The organism is Flavobacterium enshiense DK69, from assembly GCF_000498495.1.
Lineage (GTDB): Bacteria > Bacteroidota > Bacteroidia > Flavobacteriales > Flavobacteriaceae > Flavobacterium > Flavobacterium enshiense.
Genome location: NZ_AVCS01000006.1, coordinates 392,778 through 415,302 on the forward strand (window position 1 = coordinate 392,778; position 22,525 = coordinate 415,302).

At 36.2% G+C, this 22,525-nt stretch carries 16 protein-coding genes; 12 read left to right on the forward strand and 4 right to left on the reverse strand.

The annotated features are described in order from the left end of the window. Positions 1–431: 431 nt before the first annotated feature. Positions 432–2,201 carry a helix-turn-helix domain-containing protein gene (locus FEDK69T_RS04565; protein ID WP_023572975.1) on the forward strand — a complete coding sequence of 590 codons (1,770 nt, stop codon included), beginning with the start codon at positions 432–434 and terminating at the stop codon, positions 2,199–2,201. A gap of 7 nt (positions 2,202–2,208) precedes the next feature. On the opposite strand, the gene FEDK69T_RS04570 is transcribed toward FEDK69T_RS04565, so the two are convergent. Then, positions 2,209–2,427 carry a hypothetical protein gene (locus FEDK69T_RS04570; RefSeq protein WP_023572976.1) on the reverse strand — a complete coding sequence of 73 codons (219 nt, stop codon included), beginning with the start codon at positions 2,425–2,427 and terminating at the stop codon, positions 2,209–2,211. A 273-nt stretch (positions 2,428–2,700) separates the two neighbouring features. On the opposite strand from FEDK69T_RS04570, the gene FEDK69T_RS04575 reads away from it, so the two are divergent. The 8 genes from FEDK69T_RS04575 to FEDK69T_RS04605 all read left to right on the forward strand — a co-directional run bounded on the left by FEDK69T_RS04575 (position 2,701) and on the right by FEDK69T_RS04605 (position 14,628). Continuing rightward, complete coding sequence (locus tag FEDK69T_RS04575) at positions 2,701–4,251, forward strand: vitamin K epoxide reductase family protein (protein ID WP_023572977.1); 1,551 nt, start codon at positions 2,701–2,703, stop codon at positions 4,249–4,251. Between the two features lie 1,658 nt (positions 4,252–5,909). Continuing rightward, positions 5,910–6,080: a hypothetical protein gene (locus FEDK69T_RS15800; protein ID WP_162147241.1), complete on the forward strand. Its 171-nt coding sequence runs from the start codon at positions 5,910–5,912 to the stop codon at positions 6,078–6,080. A 98-nt stretch (positions 6,081–6,178) separates the two neighbouring features. Beyond that, on the forward strand, positions 6,179–7,387 hold the full coding sequence (locus FEDK69T_RS04580; RefSeq protein WP_023572981.1) for a hypothetical protein: 1,209 nt from the start codon (positions 6,179–6,181) through the stop codon (positions 7,385–7,387). A gap of 50 nt (positions 7,388–7,437) precedes the next feature. Continuing rightward, positions 7,438–8,958 carry an MBL fold metallo-hydrolase gene (locus tag FEDK69T_RS04585; protein WP_023572982.1) on the forward strand — a complete coding sequence of 507 codons (1,521 nt, stop codon included), beginning with the start codon at positions 7,438–7,440 and terminating at the stop codon, positions 8,956–8,958. Between the two features lie 3 nt (positions 8,959–8,961). Beyond that, a complete protein-coding gene (locus FEDK69T_RS04590) occupies positions 8,962–11,154 on the forward strand; it encodes a peptidase domain-containing ABC transporter (protein WP_023572983.1) in 2,193 nt (730 codons plus the stop codon). Positions 11,155–11,184: 30 nt separating this feature from the next. Beyond that, complete coding sequence (locus tag FEDK69T_RS04595; RefSeq protein ID WP_023572984.1) at positions 11,185–12,093, forward strand: peptidase associated/transthyretin-like domain-containing protein; 909 nt, start codon at positions 11,185–11,187, stop codon at positions 12,091–12,093. A gap of 155 nt (positions 12,094–12,248) precedes the next feature. Beyond that, positions 12,249–13,151 carry a hypothetical protein gene (locus FEDK69T_RS04600; protein ID WP_023572985.1) on the forward strand — a complete coding sequence of 301 codons (903 nt, stop codon included), beginning with the start codon at positions 12,249–12,251 and terminating at the stop codon, positions 13,149–13,151. Positions 13,152–13,326: 175 nt separating this feature from the next. Then, a complete protein-coding gene (locus FEDK69T_RS04605; RefSeq protein WP_023572986.1) occupies positions 13,327–14,628 on the forward strand; it encodes an HlyD family secretion protein in 1,302 nt (433 codons plus the stop codon). Here the strand turns inward: FEDK69T_RS04605 and FEDK69T_RS04610 are convergent. From FEDK69T_RS04610 to FEDK69T_RS04620, 3 genes are read right to left on the reverse strand one after another with little or no spacing between them, the layout of a single operon-like run. After that, the gene (locus FEDK69T_RS04610) at positions 14,625–15,329 is read right to left on the reverse strand and encodes a tRNA1(Val) (adenine(37)-N6)-methyltransferase (RefSeq protein ID WP_023572987.1); all 705 of its coding nucleotides are present in this window, start codon (positions 15,327–15,329) and stop codon (positions 14,625–14,627) included. The genes FEDK69T_RS04605 and FEDK69T_RS04610 overlap by 4 nt on opposite strands. A gap of 39 nt (positions 15,330–15,368) precedes the next feature. Next, positions 15,369–15,896 (reverse strand): ribosome maturation factor RimM, encoded by a 528-nt coding sequence (gene rimM / locus FEDK69T_RS04615; RefSeq protein ID WP_023572988.1) that lies wholly within the window; start codon positions 15,894–15,896, stop codon positions 15,369–15,371. A gap of 14 nt (positions 15,897–15,910) precedes the next feature. Next, the gene (locus FEDK69T_RS04620; protein ID WP_023572989.1) at positions 15,911–16,456 is read right to left on the reverse strand and encodes a 30S ribosomal protein S16; all 546 of its coding nucleotides are present in this window, start codon (positions 16,454–16,456) and stop codon (positions 15,911–15,913) included. A gap of 218 nt (positions 16,457–16,674) precedes the next feature. On the opposite strand from FEDK69T_RS04620, the gene FEDK69T_RS04625 reads away from it, so the two are divergent. The 3 genes from FEDK69T_RS04625 to dnaE all read left to right on the forward strand — a co-directional run bounded on the left by FEDK69T_RS04625 (position 16,675) and on the right by dnaE (position 22,435). Beyond that, positions 16,675–17,112 carry a DUF6252 family protein gene (locus FEDK69T_RS04625; protein WP_023572990.1) on the forward strand — a complete coding sequence of 146 codons (438 nt, stop codon included), beginning with the start codon at positions 16,675–16,677 and terminating at the stop codon, positions 17,110–17,112. Positions 17,113–17,247: 135 nt separating this feature from the next. Continuing rightward, complete coding sequence (locus tag FEDK69T_RS04630) at positions 17,248–17,598, forward strand: RNA recognition motif domain-containing protein (protein ID WP_023572991.1); 351 nt, start codon at positions 17,248–17,250, stop codon at positions 17,596–17,598. A 313-nt stretch (positions 17,599–17,911) separates the two neighbouring features. Beyond that, positions 17,912–22,435, forward strand: coding sequence for a DNA polymerase III subunit alpha (dnaE, locus tag FEDK69T_RS04635; protein WP_023572992.1), 4,524 nt, complete (start codon positions 17,912–17,914; stop codon positions 22,433–22,435). Positions 22,436–22,525: the final 90 nt, after the last annotated feature.

The window sequence follows — 22,525 nt, forward strand, 5'->3', positions numbered from 1 at the left end:
ATTATTGTTATTGTAATGAAAAGCAACGACTTATTACTATTTGTGTATCCTGTTTCGTATATATTAGCTTTTTTCTCCCTTTTTTAGAAATGAAATAATAATAATTGAAATTTGTTAAAAATTACGGGTAATTGTTATAAAAGCTTGAAATTTCTTACTTAAATTTAGTAATATTGCAATGTTTTTTGATGTAATTGGGGACGGACTGTTTTAATCCATGATGATAGGGAATTCTTTTTTTTTACATTTTCCGGCATTTTTTAGGCTGATATTTTTAATGAAACTTCAAGCTATCAGGTGTGTGCCCGTATTTTTTGTTCACCAGGTCAGGAAGGTAGTTTTGTTTCATCTGCGGTTTGCTGAAACATTTTGATTACGTTATTATAATCGGATTTAATCGGATAATAGTTATTTTTGTGAAAATTTTTGGAATGAGACTCTTTTTATATTTTTCATTTTTTATACTGACAAGCTCCCTTTTTGCTCAGGGTAGCTCTGTTTTGAGTGATGAAGAATATCAAAAACTGCAGGATAAAGCCAGAGCCTTTATAAATTCAGATGTTGACAGTGCTTTTTTCTACGTAAATAAAATTGAAAAATCCAAAAATGACATTCACCAATCTTTTGCATTAGGATTAAAATCATATCTCTATCAGCTGAATGGAGACAGTATTAAGTCCAGACAGTTGTATAAGCAAGCTTTCGATTTGTTAAGAAAAGTCCCTGCCGGTGTTCAAAAAAGCAAACAGAACGCTTATTTGTTGAACTATGGTGGGTTGGCCGAATGGAAAAGAGGGAATTACAGTAAGGCATTGGAGTATTATCAGCAAGGCAAGAAGTTGTCTGAGAATGCCAACGATTTGATGCAGGTAGTAAAATTTAACAACAATATTTCGCTTATAAACGGTGAGGTTGGAAATTATAGGCTTGCCATCAATGCTGCGAAAGAATCGGATAAGTTTACCAACAAAATAGAGTATCTGTACAACGAGGAGCAGTTTACCAATGCTAAGTGTAACATCAATTTCAATTTAGGGAATTTTTATAAGTTATATTATTCGGAAAACAGAAATAATAGAGTGCTGCTTGATTCTGCAGAGTATTATCTTAAGAAAGCCATTGTTTTTTCAAAAAATCTGGAAATTATCAAAATCGGAGCCGAGATGAATCTGGCCAATACGTACCTGTTGAAAAAGGATTTTAACAGTGCCAAAAAAATTCATCACAAACTCTTGGTCTATACCAAAAACAAAGAGTATATTGAAGAGTACAGTTTAACAAACAGAAACCTTGGAGAGCTCTATTATGTATTAAAAGAGTATGATAAAGCCTTGGTTTATTTTCAGAAAGTAGATTCTATTTACGAGGAAGATAATGGGGTAAATGGTTCTGATTATATTTATTCCAATTACTATCAGGCCAAAATATGGTCTTTGAAGAAAGATTATGACAAAGCGTTGAGTCATTCAAAAATATACTTGGAAAATTTTGAGAAGCAGGAGTCCAAACTGAATGAGGAAATTATTGGTGTCAATTACAATTTGAGCAATAACGACCTTAAAAAGGAAATGAATGACATGCAGAGTGAATTAAAAAACAAAGGCCTGCTGAAAAAGGTAGGTTATGTTTTTTTGATTGTTTTGTTTGTTTTACTTGTTTTTGGGTTGTTAAAAAACAGAAACGATAAACGCAAAATCGATAAAAAGTTAAATGATCTTATCGTAGAGTATAAAGTCAATATCGAGAAAAAGGATGAGTTGGTTGAGGAAACCCTGGAATTGCAATCTAATATAGGAGAATCCGAAAATCAAATCAAAAAGGAAAATACGATAATAAGTATTGACGAAGAAAAGGAAAATGAAATAGTGGAAAAACTCAAAAAGCTCGAGAACAAGCTATCTTACCTTAACCCGGATTTCACACAACAATTCGTAGCTAAAAAAATCAAGACAAATACGACCTATTTGTCTTATGTGGTTAATAAAAGATTTGGTAAATCATTCAGTGAGTACTCGAACGAGCTCAAAATTAACTATGTTATCAATGAAATGATATCAAATCCTACCTACCGAAAATACTCTACTCAGGCTATTGCTGAAAGTGTAGGTTTTAAGAATGCGGTTTCGTTTACCAAATCTTTCAGCAAAAGAACAGGTGTTACCCCTGTTCAATTTGCTAAAAAACTTGACGATACAATATAGATAGTCACTATACTCCTCGGCCGTCACCATTCCCTTTTGTGTTTCCATCTCCAGGTCCCGGTTCAGTAGTCGGTGAATTGTTTACAGTAGAAGTTGTTAAGCTCACGCCCCCTAAACTAATCCCCAACATTGCTGTCAAATCTCCTTTCCCTACAATTGCCTTTTTTTGATTTGAAGATAATTCATTTGAGGCAAAGTTCTCCAAGCTTAATTTTTTGTTTTTCATTTCATCAGTATTTAATAGTTGACATTTTCAAAATTAATCGGAAACAGTATCCAATGAGATAATTTTACGCTTGATGATACGGTTTTTTGTTGTTTTATTCTTTAATATGTTGTATTTCAAAGTGTTATGTGGTATTTTTTGCTATAATAATTTATAAATTATGACATCATAATTTGCAAATTGTATAAATGACACCTTTTTTTATTGCTTAAAACGTGGAATATTTGTCCAAGAATTTCAATTGTCCCACGGAGAAAAATAGTAATAAGTGTCATGTTAAACATACTTAAGAGGTATTTAGAAAAAAGTAATTATATCGAACAGAGAGACGATTTTGAATCGTTTTTCTTATCCCATCCTAATTACCCAAGTGTATTTGCGATTACTGATACATTAGATTCATTATCCATTCCTAATATAGCCATCAAAATTCCAAAAGAACAGTTTGTGGAATTGCCAGATTCTTTTTTGACGCTTTTTAAGCAAAGCATGGTTTTGGTTTTGAAAAGGGACAATGATGTGACGATCGAATTTGAAGATGGAAGAGAGAGAAATTTATCATTTAATGAATTCCTTACCGATTGGGATCAGATTGTTATGGCTATTGAGCCTAATGAGGTGACAAATGTTAAAAACAAAAGGGATAATTTAAAAAGACTTCGTTATGTTGTTCCGGTTATCGTTTTAGTTGCTTTTTCGATTATTTATAATGAGTACAGTACCACGAGTCTGATTCTGCTATTGACATCTCTTTTAGGATTGGGAACGTCTGTTTTAATTCTTCAGGAGAAGTTTGGATATGCAAACGGAATGGTTTCGAAAATATGTACCATGAATTCTAACGCTTCCTGTAATTCCGTAATTAAATCGGATTCGGGGAAAAAATGGATACAGTTCTCGGACCTTCCATTTTTATTTTTCGGGATTAGTGTTATGTCGATAATAATCCAGCCAAAAGACGCCGCCATTATTGTTGGGATGATCAGCATAATGTCCCTTCCTGTGATATTATATTCCATTTGGCTACAGAAAGTCCAATTAAAAAAATGGTGTGTTTTGTGTTTGATGGTGTCTTTTATAGTTATAACACAAAGTTTGTTTTTTGGAATAGTGACGCAATTGTCTACTTCCTTCTCTTCGGTACGATTTTTTGATTTTTTGTTTTCAGTTTTTTTTTTCGCCTCAATTTGGATGTTAGTTAAGCCAATTTTCGAAGAAAAAATCGTTGCAGAAAAAGAAGTTATCCGATTGATAAAATTCAAAAGGAACTATAAGTTGTTCAATCATATGACAAAAGAGATTCCGAGCCTTTGGGGTTTTGATCAATTGCAAGGATTGTCTTTTGGAAATAAACAAGCGGATGTCCAACTGACAATTATAGTTAGTCCGAGTTGTGTGCACTGCCATAAGGCATTCGAGGATGCATTTAAATTAATGATAAAATTTCCAGAGCGGATATTTTTAAAAGTATTGTTTAATATCAATCCAGAGAATAATGAAAATCCATATAGGGCAGTTGTTGAAAATCTGCTTTTCATAGGTAATTACTTCCCTGAAAAGGCGCTTGATGCCATCATTGATTGGCATATTGAGAAAATGGGACTTGAAGAATGGAATGCGAAATGGGGAGGTAACATCATCGATGAGAAGACAAGTAAGCAAATCCATCAGCAGTATGATTGGTGTGGTGAAAACGGGTTTAATTATACGCCGGTTAAAATCATAAACGATAAGTTGTTTCCTGAGGGCTATGGAATTGATGAGCTGAAATACTTTTTAAATGACTTTTCAGAAGAAAGCGTGACCTTGGAAACAGCAATTTAAACAGGATTTAAAAAATTATAATACCTACTAATAGCGGACAGAAGTCTCAAATGTCTTAAAATGATTGGGATAGTATTCAATTAGTAAAAACTGTAATTATGTTAAAAGACATCTTAAGCATCGAAGGGGTAGAAAAAATATCCCGAAAGCTGCAAAAAAGCATCAGAAACGAAAAGGTTTTTTGCAAAGAAAACAAAATGTGCGCACAGTATGGTAAGCATTGTGAAGAACTCGCTTGTAAAGAGATTCCCCGTTTTGAGATAAATTTTTTTTAAATCGTCGTAATATCATTTCCCCAAAATGAATCGTAGTCGCATTTCCCCAAAAAAGGCTAATCCTTTAATGTGTTTGAATCAGGAAGAGTTTTTTGATTCGAATAGTATACTGAAAAAATCTTAATCCGGAATAGGCACACCCCCAAGTGTCTATATTGGATTAGGGATTAAGTCAAATTTTAAATTACTGATCATGTTAAAGAACATTTTGAAATTAAAAGGCGTAGAAGAAATAACGAAACTCGAGCAAAAAAACATCAACCGCGGGAGTGATGTTTGTAAACCAAACCCTTGCCCGGAAGGATTTTGTTGTAGTGCTTTAGCCGGTTGTTGGGACTGTTATACAGAGTCATCATTTTTTTAAATATTTTTTTATAACTAATCATCTTAGGATGATGCCCCAAATCTTTACTGAAGAGTTGTAGTTAGCTGCCTGGAAGTTACTTTCAGGCAGTTTTTTTTTATGACAAATGCTTTCGGAAATTTTCCGTTAACATTAATACAAAGGCAGACAAGAAATGCTGTGAATTTATTCTGAAATATAAGTCCGGATGATCTGCAGTAGCGGGTTGCTTCCCGATTTTGATAATCTGTAACTTCTGACTAATTGGGTTTAAACTTAATCGTATCTTTTTTGGCTGGCAAAAAATAAGGGAACTTCGTTTTACAATTCAATATTTAGGAGATTTATTTAAAAGTTAAATTTGTTATTGTAAGAAAATAATTTCTAAAATTTAGAAAGTATATTCGAGGTGTTTTGCTAAACTGATTCTTACTTTGTTTTGCAAAAATATGTGCATGGAGTAGCAGATGAGTAAGGTTTTGTAAAAAAAATTACGTCTTACGATAAGAATGTTGAATGGTTAAAAAAAAACAGAATATTACCGTGATACTAAAAATAGTATAGATGTCAGCCTTATCCAACCCCACAACAAAGGTTGCGGTCAATCTGTCCGAAAATAATATCATGGGATTACGGTAAAATTCTAAACATTCAGATATGGCGAAATTTTTCGACGCCAACTAACGGAGATAGTAGGTTGTTGTTTTTAAATCATTGGTGATAAGTTTGGCTTTTTACTCATTGCATTGCTCCAAACGAGGTATGACAGATTTATTTTTGTGATATAATTAAGATTATTATCTTTTTTTTGTTTTAAAAATAACAAAATTAAGCAATTGATTTTAAGGAAATTATCTGATTCTTTTGATTTTTATAGGAAAATTACATCAAAAATTAATGTTTTAAATTAGGAAAATACTTTCATATTAAGTATAATTGCAAATGAATTCCTACTTTTTTATAAAAACCTGTGCGCAGGGTTAGTAATGATAATTGCTGGGGATTATTAAAAATGAAATACTAATATTTTAAAAACAAAAATGATGAAAAATCAAAAATTGAGTTTAGATGCTTTTAAAGCAATGGCAGAAACAGTTCAAGAAAAAAACGTTTTAGCAAAAATTAACGGTGGTTTAACGCAAATCGCTGCTGAATGTCATATTGAAAATGGCGTTGATACTTGCACAGGTAAGGCTGTAGTAACAGAGTAATCTATTGCGATAATTTCTTATTCACACAACACCTTGGTGTTGTGTGATTTTTTTTAAAAAAAGGGATAATTTAAAATAACGAATACTTTATAAAATCGATGAATAGCTTTCAACTTTTACAGCATAATTTAGTTGATACAGGGAAAAGCCAATTAAGTGAAAGCGTTAAGCTTTTGTTGTATAAAAACGATCCCGACATTTTTGAAAAATTAGATTTTGAGCGTGAAAGAATTTATTGTGATCCATTGTTTTGCGCGTATTTTAATTCGAAAGAAAAAAATGAATCTGATTTATCTAGCATTATTTTCGGGTATTCTGATGGGAATTTATATTCGGAAATTGATCTGGAATCCGATGAGTTTGGGAGAATTCATCTAGCGGGAAAAGGTTGGATTGCTACAGCTTTTAAAAATCAGATTTTCAAATTGCAACAATCAAAAAATAAGTTGCGCCTTTTTAAAGAAGGGAATGAAATCGACTACAATATGGAAACCTGCTTAATAATTGACGGGACAAATATTGAATTGCTTACTTATCCAATTCCTTTGTTAAAACAGTATTATTACAATAAGGAATCCAAGATAATTGATGTTGAGATTCAGGAATCCGCAAAAAAACATTTGGGAAACCTAACGAAAGCTTATGGGCTAATTAAAAAGCATTTACCACACCATTATGATTTGATTCAAAATGCGGCTCCAAAATGTGTGATTTTTAATATCGACTCATCGGAAAGAAATTCATTTGCGGATCCGGCAGTACAGGGTGTTGGATTTTATAATGCTTATCAGGAGGATTACAATGAAGTTTTCTTTGTTGATGATATTGCCCATCAAACCGGACATGCAATCTTTTATCTGATGTTGCATGATGTTCAGGAAATTCTAAAAAAAGAAGTTGAAGTAAGGCTTAAAGATGTTAATATGACGGATAATGAAAAAGACGACCGAACAATTTACATTTGGTTCCATGCGCTTTATACCTACTATACCACTTTTATCTGTTTGGATGCTTGTTTAGAAAATGATGTGTTCGAAGACCCGAAAAAAAAGCACGAGGCATTAGGCAGGGTGGCCTTTTATTTGAAAAAATGTTCGCATGATCTGAATCTGTTTAGCTCAGGTGGACCTGAAATTTTCACCTCCATAGGGTTGCAGATATATCAGGAAATTCTGAAAAAATATTTGGAAATGAATAATAAATGGGAGAATCTGGTCTTTGAATTTGATTTAAGTAACCAACCTTATAATTTTACCTACTCGAAATTTTTGGAGTTAAATCCTGTGAAAGAGGAGACTGTGAGTTGATTTATTTTTCAAAACCTAATTAAATAATCAAAAAAAAAACGCTGCTGAAAATGAAAAAAAAATCATTCCTAATTATTATTTTTTTTACCATAAATTCGATTTTTTCCCAATCTTATGTTGAGGACAATTATTATAAGGCACTAGAGCTTGTCAATAAAAGCTTAAAAAATTATAATCTGGAAGGTAATGTGTCGATGACCTACGATTTAACCTCGGATTTTTGGGGGCATTATCAAGTGCCTTATGCAACTACAAAAGATACTTTCAGAGGTAAGATTATTTATGATAAAGCATTTAGGTTTTGCAATCAGATACATTCATTGAGCGAAACAGAAGCTAATTATTACATTGAAAAAGGGAATGATAGTTTGGTTCAAAGCAACCGATTTGAAAACAAGCAAAATAGAAGCCTTCCGTTAACAAAAAAAAACGGGGCGCTTAAAATTTTTGATTATAAAATACTTATGCCGCAAATCCTGTTGGCAGAAATAACTGAGCATCCGGCTAGTTTGCAGCTGCTGGGAACCACAAAGGAGAATGGAAAGAAATTACAGGTGATCTCCTATGTTTATAAGAATAACTATCCTATCGCTATTTACATCAATTCGAAAACTTTTTTGGTTGCCAAAATTGAGAAACTGCAAAACCATCAATTAATAGGGGATAATTTTAAACGTTATTCCTTTGAAGGTTATAAAATGATACACGGCAAGTATTTTCCGCAAAAGGTTTCCAGTAAGGAATTTGGTTTTGTAGGGAAAGAATATTCTTTTAAAGATATTGAATTTGAAAAAACTGTCGATACGACTTTATTTAATATTCCCGCGGATTATAAATTAGGTCAAGTTGAGAATGAAATGAAAGATGGTTATGCTAAAACTACTATCATTTCAGAAAAGTACGGCGATAAGATCCATTTGCTAAAAATGCCTGAAATATTTTCCTATGTTATGATTGTCGAATTTTCGGATTATCTTGCAGTCATTGGGGCCCCATTGAACAGTACAATAGGGAAACAGGTTGTTGATGAGGCAAGCAAATTGTATCCGGATAAAAAAATAAAATACCTGATAGTTGGGCACCATCATTTTTGGTCCATCTCGGGGATTAGGCCGTTTGTAAACCGAGGGGTTTCTATCGTGTGTTACAATGATAAAAGAATTAATGACTATGTAGGAGATATAGCACAATTTAAATATTCACAGCAGCCTGACGAGCAATATGCCAATCCACAAAAACCAATAATTGTAAATTTTGATAAGGAATTTATTTTGGAAGATTCTTTTAATAAATTAGCAATTCATAATATTGGGATGATTTCCAATCACACGGAAGATTACTCTTTTGTATATATCCCGGGTTCAAAATTGATAATTGACGAAGACATACTAATGACAACCTCGGGAAAGGAAATTGCAAAACCTAAAAAAAGAGAGGTTGACTATATTAACAAGATAAAATCATTGAACCTGGATGTTGAAAATATTATTTGCAGATGGGGACTTTGGAAAAATAATAATGTCATTAATTCGTTCAAGATTTTTGAAGAGAGAATGAAATTAACAGAATAGAGAATGTATAAATTTCCCTTTTATAAGCAGGCAGATTATAAAGATTGCGGTCCAACATGCCTGAAGATCGTTTCAAAGCATTACGGCAAAACCCTTCGCATTCAGGAATTACGCAATCTTTCGGAAACCACACGCGAAGGAAGTAATCTTCTGTTTCTTAGTGATGCTGCTGAAAAAATAGGTTTTAGGACCTTAGGGGTAAAGATTAATTTAGAAAGGCTGGAGGAAGCTCCTTTACCATGTATTTTGCACTGGAACAACAATCACTATGTGGTTTTGTATAAAACAAAGAAAAATACCTATTTCATTTCAGACCCCGCTCAAGGCCTGCTGGCGTATTCGAAAGAAGAGCTCCTGAAATTCTGGATAGGAAACAACGCCGATGAAAATACTCAGGAGGGCATCGCCTTATTATTGGAACCTACTCCAAAATTCCACCAGTCCGAATTTGATATTGAAGAAAAAAAGGGCCTTGGTTTTGGGATGCTGTACCAATATTTATGGCGTTACAAATCGTTTTTGATTCAATTGAGTATTGGTTTGTTGGCAAGTAGTTTACTGCAGCTTATCTTTCCTTTTCTTACCCAAAGCATTGTTGATGTCGGGATTCAAAACCAAAACATCAATTTCATTTACATGATTTTGTTTGCCCAATTGTTCCTGTTTGCGGGAAGAACGGGTTTGGAATTGATTCGGAGTTGGATAACGCTGCATCTATCCACTAGAATCAACATATCGTTGATTTCCGATTTCTTCATCAAACTGATGAATCTCCCGATTTCTTTTTTCGATGTACGAATGACCGGAGACATCATGCAGCGTATTAACGACCATCGACGTATTGAACGAATACTTACAACATCGTCGTTAAACGTTTTGTTTTCCGTAATCAACATGGTCATCATGGGTGGCGTTCTGGCGTATTATAATCTGCAGATTTTCTTTGTGTTTTTTGGAGGGAGTCTTTTGTATTTCGGATGGATAACTTTATTCTTAAAACGACGGGAAGCATTGGATTACAAGCGTTTTTCCGAGGTAAGTCAGGAACAGAGCAAAGTGATGGAACTCATCAACGGGATGCAGGAAATAAAACTCCACAACGCCGAAAAACAAAAGCGCTGGGGTTGGGAATATGTGCAGGCAAGATTGTTCAGGGTTTCCATAAAAGGATTGGTGTTGGAACAAACACAAACGATCGGTTCTTCAGTAATAAACGAATTAAAAAATATTTTCATACTGTTTTTATCAGCTAAATTAGTAATTGACGGAGAAATCACGCTTGGAATGATGATGGCGATAAGTTCCATAGTGGGGAGTTTAAACGGACCTATTACCCAACTCATCGGATTTGTCAGAGAAGTTCAGGATGCTAAAATTTCATTGGCCAGATTATCTGAAATTCATGAAAGAGAAGATGAAATAGGGCAGGAAGAGCATCAGATTCACGATGTTCCTCAAAACGAAGATATTCACATAAAAGACATTTCATATCGATACTTGGGCACAGATGCCTCTGTTTTGGAAAATCTGAATCTGACAATTCCGGCAAATAAAGTCACCGCAATTGTAGGTGTCAGCGGAAGCGGAAAAACTACCTTGATGAAGTTGTTACTCAAGTTCTATGAGGCTGATAAAGGAGAGGTTGCCATAGGGAATACACAATTAAAAAACATTTCCCAAAAAGCATGGCGAAATAATGTAGGCGCAGTAATGCAGGAAGGGTTTATTTTTAACGATACGATTGCCAACAACATTGCAGTGGGAGTTGATGTTATTGATAAGCAAAGATTGGTTTATGCTGCCGATGTAGCCAATATTAAAGAGTATATCTCAGGATTGCCATTGGGTTATAATACTAAAATCGGTTCGGAGGGTGTTGGAATGAGTACCGGTCAAAAACAAAGGTTGTTAATCGCAAGAGCGGTTTATAAAAACCCGGAAATGTTGTTTTTCGATGAAGCAACTTCGGCTTTAGATGCTAATAATGAAAAGGAAATCATGCGAAAACTAGATGTGTTTTTCAAAGATAAAACCGTTGTTGTCATTGCCCACAGGTTGAGTACCGTGATGAACGCCGATCAGATTGTGGTGTTGGATAAAGGTAAAATTATTGAAATGGGGAACCACTCGGCCTTGGTGGAGCAAAAAGGAAATTATTTCGAGTTGGTTAGGAATCAACTGCAATTAGGGAATTAGAAGGATTAGGGATAAGGTTAAGACGTAAATATGATAACAAAATTAGTGCATAGAGCTTTTTCTATTTTGTTATCGGTTTTTCATAGTATGTCTTCTCAGGAAGTTCAAAATAAAAATGGTAAAAGATCATTTTTCGGACATATTTATTCAGAAAATTATAAAATTCCAATTGAAAAAGCAACGGTTAAAATATATTTGGCGAATGGATATAAGACTTTTATAGCTGATGAAAACGGAAAATTTGAAATGTCCAATGAGTATATAAATGAAATTGATCATGTTGAGGTTTCTTCAATAGGTTTTAAAAAGAAGGTAAGTAAAATAGTTTCAGATACTATTTATTTGGATGAGGATACAAATCAATTATCTGAAGTGATAGTTGACTCAAAATCTAAAATCAAATACCAACTTTCCTTTTTTGAGAAACTTAATAGTTTTGAAACTAACCTTAGTTGGAATAGTAAAGCAGCAGTTTATATCCCAAAAAATTATGAAGACAAATGCGTGAAAAATCTTTTATTTGGTGTATCCGATTTTGGACGAGTTAAAAATTTGAAATATTTACCTTTTAAGGTGAATTTGTATACTGTTGATAGTTTGGGGTTTCCATATAAACCTATTCTGGAAAAAGATATTTTGGTGACTAAAACCGATGCTAAAAAATGGACAACAGTTGATGTTTCTAAATTTGGAATAACGGTACCAGACGAAGGTCTTTTCGTTGTATTTATAATTTTAGACCAAAAAGACTATAAAAATGATTTTATTTATTCAAAGTATGGTCCAATAGCAGCGGTCCCTGCATTAAGAGCTTACCGATACGATAAGAATTTTATAAGAAAATCATATTTGTATAGGCCATATTATTATGAACCATTAAATAAAAATAATGTTTGGACTCTTGAAAATTTGCATTATATGGTGGATATAGACTATTAAATTCAGTAAGGTTATTTTTTAGAAACCAATTAACAATTAGGGGGCAAAAGAAAGAGAGATTAAGTGATAGTTTAAAGGGAAGAGTAAAACTGTAAGTCTGCACTGTCTGTATGCCGATTAAAAAATAAAAAATATAAAAAATCTCCGAGCGGTCAATGAAAAAACTAATTATCCTGACTACTATAATTTCTTTTTTACTGTTTGGTTGTAAAACGAACTACACACGTATCGGTGATAAAAATGCCAACTATATTCCATATTATTTAAAAGTATATGAGGCTGATAGTCTGTTTTTAATTGAAAATTATCAGCGTTCGTATGAAATTTTGGATAGTTTGTTTAATAAGTATGAAGTGGTTAATTTACCTGAGTATAATGAATACGGTACTTATTTAGCGTGTTCCTATATGATTAAGGAAAAAAGCACTGGAAGAAAAATTAAAAAGGGATATGCTAAATTTAATAATCTTGGAATCTGGCATAAAAAATACAAAGTAATATACAAAGGGCTTGATTCCTTAATTAGTGAAAAAGAAGTGTTGTCTGCAAAAAATATTTATTATAAAAATATTGATTTCAAACTGAGAGATAAAATAATCTCCATGATACAGAAAGATCAAGAAATCAGAAAAAATAAAGATTTTGAAATGATGGAGTTGTTTTCAAGTAGACATGAAATTAATCTGGATTCAATTTTTCTTGCAAACGGATTTCCGACAAAAGATAAGTTAGGTGTTGGGTTGAATAGAGAAAGTGTTAATTTGAATTTATTGTTATTGCACCTAAACCCTAGTAAAAGACAAGATTTAGTTGTTTTTTTTAAACAAAATTTAGTTAATGGGAAGTATAGTCCAGATGAATATGCTACCATAATTGATAGGGATTTTATTGAGAAAAATAATGAAATGTACTATGGTCAGTATCAAAACGAAGGGTTGAATTTTGCTAAAGATACTTTAACTGTAAATCAAAGAAGAAGAATTATTGGTTTGCCTACGTTGGATTATGATAAATATAGAAGTAAATATATTTCGGAGCTAATGAATGGCAAGTTCTAATTTTATAAACATGAGAAAATTAGTTTCTATTAAAATCTTTGATTTCAGTCGTTTAAAGCTGAATTTTAATGCATTAAATTTGAAATATTATTTTGTTTTCAGCGGAAGTAAAAAATAAAATAGGCTAACGTACTCTCTAAGCATCAATAAAAAAATATAATAAATACAAAAAGTAATGTCCGAACAATCAATGAAAAAACAAACTCCCGACTTCCACCTTCGCAGCGAGGAGGTTCAGGATCTATTAACAAGGGTACCTCATTGGATGATACGCTGGGGAACGGTTTTAATTTTCGGGATTATCGTGATGTTGTTTTTCATGTCCTGGTTTTTGAGATATCCGGATGTGGTGGCTTCCGAGATTGTGATTACCACCAATATTCCGCCTGAAAAATTGGTGGCGAGGGTTTCCGGACGAATTGAAGCCATTCTGGTAAAAGATAAAATGACAATAAAGGAAAATACACCATTAGCTGTGATTGAAAATTCGGCAAATTACAACGATGTTTTTCTGCTCAGCAAACTCATCAATGAATCAGAACAAGGTGCAAAATTTCCGTTTGAAAAATTGAAAAACGCCCAATTGGGCGAAATTGAAAATGCGTTTGCGGTTTTTCAAAAAGATTATATTGCCGAAGGTTTAAATGCCGATTTAAAGCCGTTCCAGGTTGAAGGCAATGCTCAGAAATCGGAGACAGTCCAAATTCAGCAGCGATTAAATTTATTGTTGCAGCAGAAAAGCATCAACGAGCAGGAACTGAAACTTCAAAAGAATGAAATCAATCGTTATACGGCTTTACATGGTAAAGGTGTAATCTCTGATCAGGAATTCGAAACCAAGAAACTGAATTACCTGCAATCGGAAAAGAATTACAAGAACCTGCTGACATCCATTTCGCAATTGCAATCCTCTTTAATTGAAAACAAAAGAGCGGTTAAGGGAACGGAAATTGGCGGAACAAAAGAAGGGGTAACGTTGAGCCGGAATGTTGCGCAGTCGTTTTTCCAGTTAAAGAAAGCCATCAAAGATTGGGAGCTCAATTATGTTTTGAAATCATCCATTGAAGGCGAAGTGGCATTCGCACAGATTTGGGTAGAGAACCAAACGATAACGGCAGGTGACAACGTATTTTCAATTGTTCCGAAAACCGAAATGGGCTATATTGGTAAAGTGAAGGCGCAGGCCCACAACTCAGGGAAAATCAAAGTCGGGCAGCAGGTGAATATCCGTTTGGCGAATTTTCCGGATCGTGAATTCGGAATCCTGAAAGGTGAAGTGAAAAATATTTCATTAGTTCCTGACAAAGAAGGGAATATAATGCTGGATGTTGCCTTGCCTCAAAACCTAAAAACAAATTATAAGAAGGAAATCCCATTTCAACAAGAGATGAAAGGATCGGCCGAAATCATCACGGAAGATTTACGTCTCTTGGAGCGAATTCTATATCAGTTCAGGGACGTTTTTAAACCGAATTAAAGCTTCAGGTAAAAATCCTTAGTCAGTTCAATGTATTCCGGAGTATACTGGTGTCTTGCAGTTTCTATAACCAATTCATCAATAAGCGGAGTTTGTTCAATGCGGCTGAATGCCAGCAAGCTGCGCTTGATTTCGGTAGTGGGAGTGCCTTTAACACGTGTGATTTTTAGAGGAAACAATCCTCTTTCGGCGCAAAGGTTTTTTAATTTTTCTTCCTCTTTGAAAGGAATGATTAAGGAAAAAATACCGTTTTGCGATAAGAAAAAATCAGCGGCTTCGACTAATTCTTCAAAAGGTAAAGAGTCTTCAAAGCGGGCATTGTCACGTTGATTATCTCCGGATTTGTAATCATCAGTGTAAAACGGGGGATTGGAAACGATCAGGTCAAATTCCTCGTCCACTTCGTCTACAAATTCATCCAATCCGGCATGATAACAATATAAACGGTCGTTCCAAGGCGAATTTTCGAAGTTTTCGGTAGCTTGTTCATAAGCGTTGTCATCAATTTCGATGGCATCGATTTGCTCTGCATGACTGCGTTGTGCCAGCATTAGTGCGACCAAGCCAGTTCCAGCGCCAATATCCAGAATGTTGTACGGATTGTTGATAAGCGGAGTCCATGCTCCTAATAAAACGCCGTCAGTGCCCACTTTCATGGCGCAACGGTCTTGTTCTATTTTGAACTGTTTAAATTGAAACATGCTTTTGGGGTTTCTGCCTATTGATACTGAGAGTGTTAACTATCCTAAGTAAAGATCTACTAATCCTTCAGGAGTGTTCAGTATCATTTTTTTGTTGGCTCTGTCAACTTGAACGATGAAATCATCAATCATCGGAACGAGTATTTCTGTGTTGTCTTTCATGATTTCGAAAAGCGGCTGTGCGCTGGAATCGTTGATGGAAACGATTTTTCCGATGTTGCCTAAACGCACATCTTCTACATCAAAACCAATCACTTCATGAAAATAAAATTTGTTGCCTTCCAGTTTTGGCAAGGCGCTTAACGGTAAGTATACAGCAGACCCAATTAAGCGGTCGGCATCTTCTTCACTGTCTACTTCTTCAAATTTAACTCTCAGAAAGTCTCCTTTGTGAAGGGCGCCTTTTTCAATAAAAAAAGGAATCAGGTTTTTGTTGAATTCAACAAAAACCGATTCCAAATCTTCATACATTTCGGGTTCGTCCGTATCCAGATAGATCAGGACTTCTCCTTTGAAACTAAACTTTTTGGCGATCTTGCCTAAATAGAAACAATCTTCTTTACGCATGGAACCGCCTAAAATTATGCTTGAGTTTCTTCGTTGTTTTCTTCGACAGCAGGAGCTTCTTCAGTTGCAGCCTCTTCAGCTACTTCTTCAGTTGCCTCAGCAGCTTTAACAGCTTCTGCCTGAGCAGCAATACGTTTTTCGTTTGCTTCTTTTTCTGCTTTTAAAGCTTTTGCTTTAGCATCAGCTTCCGCTTTAGTTAAACCAGCTTTTTTAGCATCAACTTTACCAGCTTTAGACTCTAGCCAAGCAGCCAATTTAGCTTCAGCTTGCTCTTGAGTTAAAGCACCTTTACGAACACCTCCGTCTAAGTGGTGTTTCAATAAAGCACCTTTGTAAGAAAGGATAGCTCTTGCAGTGTCAGTTGGCTGAGCACCGTTGTGTAACCATTGTACAGCGCTATCAAGGTTTAAGTCGATAGTTGCAGGGTTGGTGTTTGGATTGTAAGTTCCGATTTTTTCTAGGAATCTACCATCTCTTTTCGCGCGAGCATCTGCTGCTACGATCCAGTAAAAAGGTTTCCCTTTTTTACCATGTCTTTGTAATCTGATTTTTACTGACATAATCTAATTTGATTAATTTGAGGTACTCGACCTCGGTTATTTAAGGGTGCAAATATATAAAAATTTCTGATTCGATGTGATTTTAAGATTGTATTTTTAAAAGAGCTACTGTTTTGATTGTCTGAAGGTTGAACTTTGGGAGAAAAAACTTGGATATAATCAATTAAAAGCTATTTTTGTAGTAACAGGTTTAACTTATAATAATAAGATCATTAAAGATGAAAAAAATAGTATCGTTATTTGTTTTGGCAGTGGCATTTGTTTCTTGTGGTGAAGATATTCAATTTAACAGCCCGGCAGTTCAGGCTACTAAAAACGGTGCATTTTGGAAAGCAAATACTATGGATGCTTTTTCAGATGCAGATGGCCTGACGATCACAGCTACGGTAGGGACTGATATTGTGACATTGCATACGAGTTCAGCAGCTCCGGGAACATATGTATTAGGAGAAAGTACCGCGAATAAGGCGACATATGAATCGATTGAAGGAGGAGGGTCATTGTATGAAACGGGTGACGGTATCGGGTCTGGAAAAATTATAATTTCTCCCGGGGGGACTGTAACTGGGAAATTTGATTTTATTGCTGAGGATGAAGAAGGTAATGAGGTGAATTTTACGAATGGTGATTTCTACCAGGTTCCTTCGCGATACTAGGAAAAAATGATTTATGACTGCTTTGTGAGTGGTAGTTTTTTGTTGTGCTGAAAATTATTTTAAAAGAAAACCTTAATATTGAGTGATTTACAAAATTAAAAGGTTACCTTTGACAAAATTATTTAAATAATATATATGAACATTTTTGTAGGAAGTCTTCCGTTCTCAATTGACGAAGCAGATTTAAGAGAATCATTTGGGGTGTACGGAGAAGTGACTTCAGTTAAAATTATTACCGACAAATTTACTGGAAGAAGTAAAGGTTTCGGATTTGTTGAAATGGAAAATGAAGCTGACGCTCAGAAAGCCATTGAAGAATTAAACGGTGCTACTGTAGGTGGTCGTGCGATCGTGGTTAACAAATCAGAGCCGAAACCGGAAGGTGAAAGAAGAAGTTTCAATAACAACCGTTCAGGCGGAGGTTACGGAAACAACCGCGGTGGTGGAAACTACGGTGGTGGAAACAGTCGTGGAGGAAGATATTAAATCTCTTTTATTGTATTGATAAAAATACAAGCCGTCTCATTTTGGGACGGCTTTTTTTATGGAATTTATTTTTTATTTGGAGCTAAAGGCTTGGGCTTTTCAGTAATCCCTATTAGCTACGCTGAATCTTTGATTTCCCGTCTTCGCCTCAAGTCCTGATAAATCGGGAGCTACCGGCTCAACCGGGACTGAAAAGTAAACGCCTTTTGTGTTTGTTAATAACTAAAATTGACATTCAGCTTCTTAAAATGTACTTTTGTTTTTGTCTAAAACAGACTTATAGTCTTTCGCTTACAATCTAAATATCAGCCTGATGTATTTAATTTTCGATACCGAAACCACCGGATTACCACGAAGTTGGTCGGCACCTATTACGGATACCGATAACTGGCCGCGATGTATTCAAATTGCGTGGCAGTTACATGATGAAATGGGGAATCTTGTCGAACATCAGGATTATCTGGTAAAACCTGAAGGTTTCAACATTCCTTATGATGCCGAAAGAATCCATGGGATTTCCACGGAGTTGGCGATGGAACAAGGTATTTCTCTAACGGACGTGCTTGAAAAATTCAATCTGGCCTTGTCTAAAGCGAAATTTATCGTCGGCCAAAACGTCGGTTTCGACGTGAACATCATGGGCTGTGAGTTTCACCGAATGAATGTGGAATCTTCTATGGTGAAAATGCCGGTTTTGGATACCTGTACTGAAGTGACGGCAGAGTTGCTGAAATTACCGGGAGGTAGGGGCGGAAAATTCAAATTGCCTACATTAACCGAGTTGCATCAATATTTATTCGGGGAGCCTTTTGCAGAAGCGCACAACGCGACTGCCGACGTGGAAGCCACCACAAGGTGTTTCCTTGAATTAATCAAACGTGAGGTTTTTACTAAAGAAGAACTCGACGTAACGGAAGATTATTACCGCAATTTCCGTGAAAACAATCCGCAGGAAATTAAGCTGATCGGATTAAAGCACATCAATCTAAAAACGGCTTCCGATGAAATCAGAAAACGCCTGCAACACATTCAGCAGGAAGAATCTGTAACTTCGGTTTCGGAAGAGGTTAAGAAAGATTTAGAACATGCTGCTTTTGCGCATCTGCACAATCATTCCCAATTCTCGGTACTGCAATCTACTATTTCGATTAACGCTTTGGTAAGTGCGGCGGTTAAAAACAAAATGCCGGCAGTTGCCATGACAGATGTGGGGAACATGATGGGGGCTTTTCATTTTGTGAGTGCTGTCCTTAATCATAATAAAGGCGCCGAAGCTAAGAATAAAGCTGCACAAGAAAACGGTGAATCTCCATCGGAAACGATAGTAAAACCGATTGTAGGTTGTGCGTTTAACATCTGCGACGACCATAAAGACAAAACCAAAAAAGACAACGGATATCAGGTAGTGCTTTTGGCTAAAAACAAAAAAGGATACCACAACCTGGCCAAAATGGCATCGATTGCTTATACGGACGGATTTTATTATGTGCCGAGAATTGACCGTGCGGTAGTCGAAAAATACAAAGAAGACATTATTGTTTTGTCGGGGAACCTGTATGGGGAAATCCCGAGCAAAATTTTAAATATTGGCGAAAACCAGGCGGAAGAAGCATTGGTTTGGTGGAAAACTCAATTTGGTGAGGATTTCTATATCGAAGTCATGCGTCACAATCAGGAGGATGAAAACCGCGTAAATAAAACGCTTATCGATTTCGCCCGAAAACACAATGTAAAACTGATTGCAACCAATAATACGTATTACGTTGCTAAGGAAGATGCCAATGCTCACGATATTTTATTATGCGTAAAAGACGGTGAGAAACAGGCTACGCCGATTGGGCGAGGCCGTGGATATCGCTACGGATTGCCTAATCAGGAATACTATTTCAAATCGGAGGCGGAAATGAAAAAGCTGTTCTCAGATTTGCCGGAAGCCATCATCAACATCCAGGAAATCATTGATAAAGTCGAAGCTTATTCGCTGTACCGCGACGTATTGCTTCCCAAGTTCGATATTCCGGAAGAATTCGTGGTAGAGGAAGATAAAGCGGATGGAGGTGTAAGAGGTGAGAATGCTTATTTGCGACATCTTACCATGAAAGGAGCTGAAAGAAGGTATGAAGAAATTACACCCGATATTCAGGAGCGACTGGATTTTGAGTTACTGACTATTTCCAATTCGGGATATCCTGGTTACTTTTTGATTGTACAGGATTTCATTGCGGAAGCACGAAAAATGGGTGTTTCAGTAGGCCCTGGTCGTGGTTCTGCTGCGGGTTCTGCCGTAGCATACTGTTTGGGGATTACCAACATCGACCCGATTAAATACGATTTGCTTTTTGAGCGTTTCCTAAATCCGGATCGTGTGTCCATGCCCGATATTGATATCGATTTTGATGACGAAGGCCGCGGATTGGTTATGGATTACGTAATCAATAAATATGGAGCCAACCAGGTAGCACAGATTATCACCTATGGTAAAATGGCAACAAAATCGGCGATTCGTGATACGGCGCGGGTATTGGATTTGCCTTTATTTGAAGCCGACAGGATTGCTAAACTGATTCCGGCCATGATGCCGGGTAAATGGAATCTGGCCCGTTTTCTTGCGGAAGATGAAAGCGAAGTGAAAAAAGCGCTGAAATCATCGGAAGAATTCGACAGGGTCAAAGAGCTGATAGCAATCGCCAACGAAGAAGATCTTGCCGGGGAAACCATCCAGCAGGCAAAAGTTCTGGAAGGATCGCTCCGAAATACTGGAATTCATGCCTGCGGTGTAATCATTACGCCTAGCGACATTACCAATTACGTACCGGTAACCACTGCCAAGGATTCGGATTTGTATGTAACGCAGTTCGACAACTCCGTAGCGGAAAGTGCCGGTTTGCTGAAAATGGACTTCTTGGGTCTGAAGACGCTAACATTGATTAAAGACACGGTTAAGTTGGTGAAATACCGTTTGGGAATCGAACTCGATCCGGACAATTTCCCAATTGATGACCAAAAAACATATGAGTTGTTCCAAAGAGGAGAAACGGTTGGGGTTTTCCAATACGAGTCGGCCGGGATGCAGAAGTACATGAAGGACCTTAAGCCTACGGTTTTTGGTGACCTTATCGCAATGAATGCGTTGTACCGTCCGGGACCTTTGGAATATATTCCTTCTTTCGTCCGCCGAAAAAACGGATTGGAAGAGATTACCTATGATTTGGATGCCTGTGAGGAATATTTAGGAGAAACTTACGGGATTACGGTGTATCAGGAGCAGGTAATGCTTTTGTCACAGAAGCTTGCGAATTTCTCCAAGGGTGATGCCGACGTACTTCGTAAGGCGATGGGTAAAAAGCAGAAAGATGTCTTGGATAAAATGAAATCCAAATTCATTGATCAGGCAAAGGCCAACGGGCACGATGAAAAAAAACTGGATAAGATATGGACGGACTGGGAGGCGTTTGCGAGTTATGCCTTCAATAAATCGCACTCCACCTGTTATGCGTGGATCGCTTACCAAACGGCTTATCTGAAAGCACACTATCCGGCCGAGTATATGGCTGCGGTACTTTCTAATAACATGAACGATATCAAACAGGTTTCGTTCTTTATGGAAGAGTGTAAGCGTATGGGATTAGCGGTTTTAGGTCCGGATGTAAACGAATCGTTCTATAAGTTTACCGTAAACGAAGAGTATGCGGTGCGTTTCGGAATGGGCGCAATTAAAGGTGTAGGGGAAGGTGCTGTGCGAACTATTGTAGAGTGTCGTAAAGACGGAAAATACAAATCCATATTTGATTTGGCGAAGCGTATCGATTTGCGCGCTGCCAATAAAAAAGCATTCGAAAACTTAGCCCTGGCAGGTGGATTCGATTGTTTTTCCAATACCCATCGCGCGCAATATTTTCATACCGACGGGGATAACAGTACGTTCCTTGAGAAAGCCATGCGTTACGGTTCCAAGTTTCAGGAGAATGAGAATTCGTCGCAGGTGAGTCTGTTCGGAGATACGTCTGAAGTACAGATTCCCGAGCCTGTTGTGCCACCATGTGAAGAGTGGAATACGATGCAGAAACTGGCTCAGGAGAAAGAAGTGGTGGGGATTTATATTTCCGGTCATCCGCTTGACGATTATAAGTTTGAAATGAAATACTTCTGTAATACGAAACTGGATGCTTTAAAAGATTTGAATCCGCATGTTGGAAAAAATATTTCGGTAGGGGGGATTGTTACCAATGTACAGCACCGGGTTGCCAAAAACGGAAAAGGCTGGGCGACTTTCAATTTGGAAGGTTATGACGAGAGTTACGAATTCCGGATTTTTGATGAGGAATACTTAAAGTTCCGTCATTATCTGGGACAAAATCACTTTGTGTACATCCGTTTGAATGTAAAAGAAGGCTGGACGAACAAGGAAACCGGTAAGAAATCCGATCCTCGTTTGCAGTTTATTGACGTTTTACAACTTCAGGATGTATTGCAGAAATTTGCCAAAAAACTCATACTGCAATTTTCTGTGGTTGATTTACGAGAACAACTAATCATGGAACTCAACGAAATTTTCAAAGAAAGTCCAGGTGAAGCTACCGTGACTTTTGAAGTGATGGAGCTGGAACGTGTGAAAAAAATTGTGGAAGTGCCTATAGTGAGTGATATGAATGATGTCGATGAAATTTCAGATTCTGAAGATTCACTTGATGAAGTGGAAATTGATGTTCCGGAAGAAAAAGAAGAAATTAAAGTGGTGACAAAACTCACCATGCCGAGCCGAAAACTCAAAGTTGGTATTTCGAATGCAATGTTGAGTGAGTTAGAGCGTTTGCAGATCAACTTCAAATTGAACTAGCATCCCATGTTTTGCCTTTAATGGTTGAAAGTGTAAGTGTCAGTGATTCAGTGTGATAGAAAAAATAGATAATATCAATTTTATCATAAT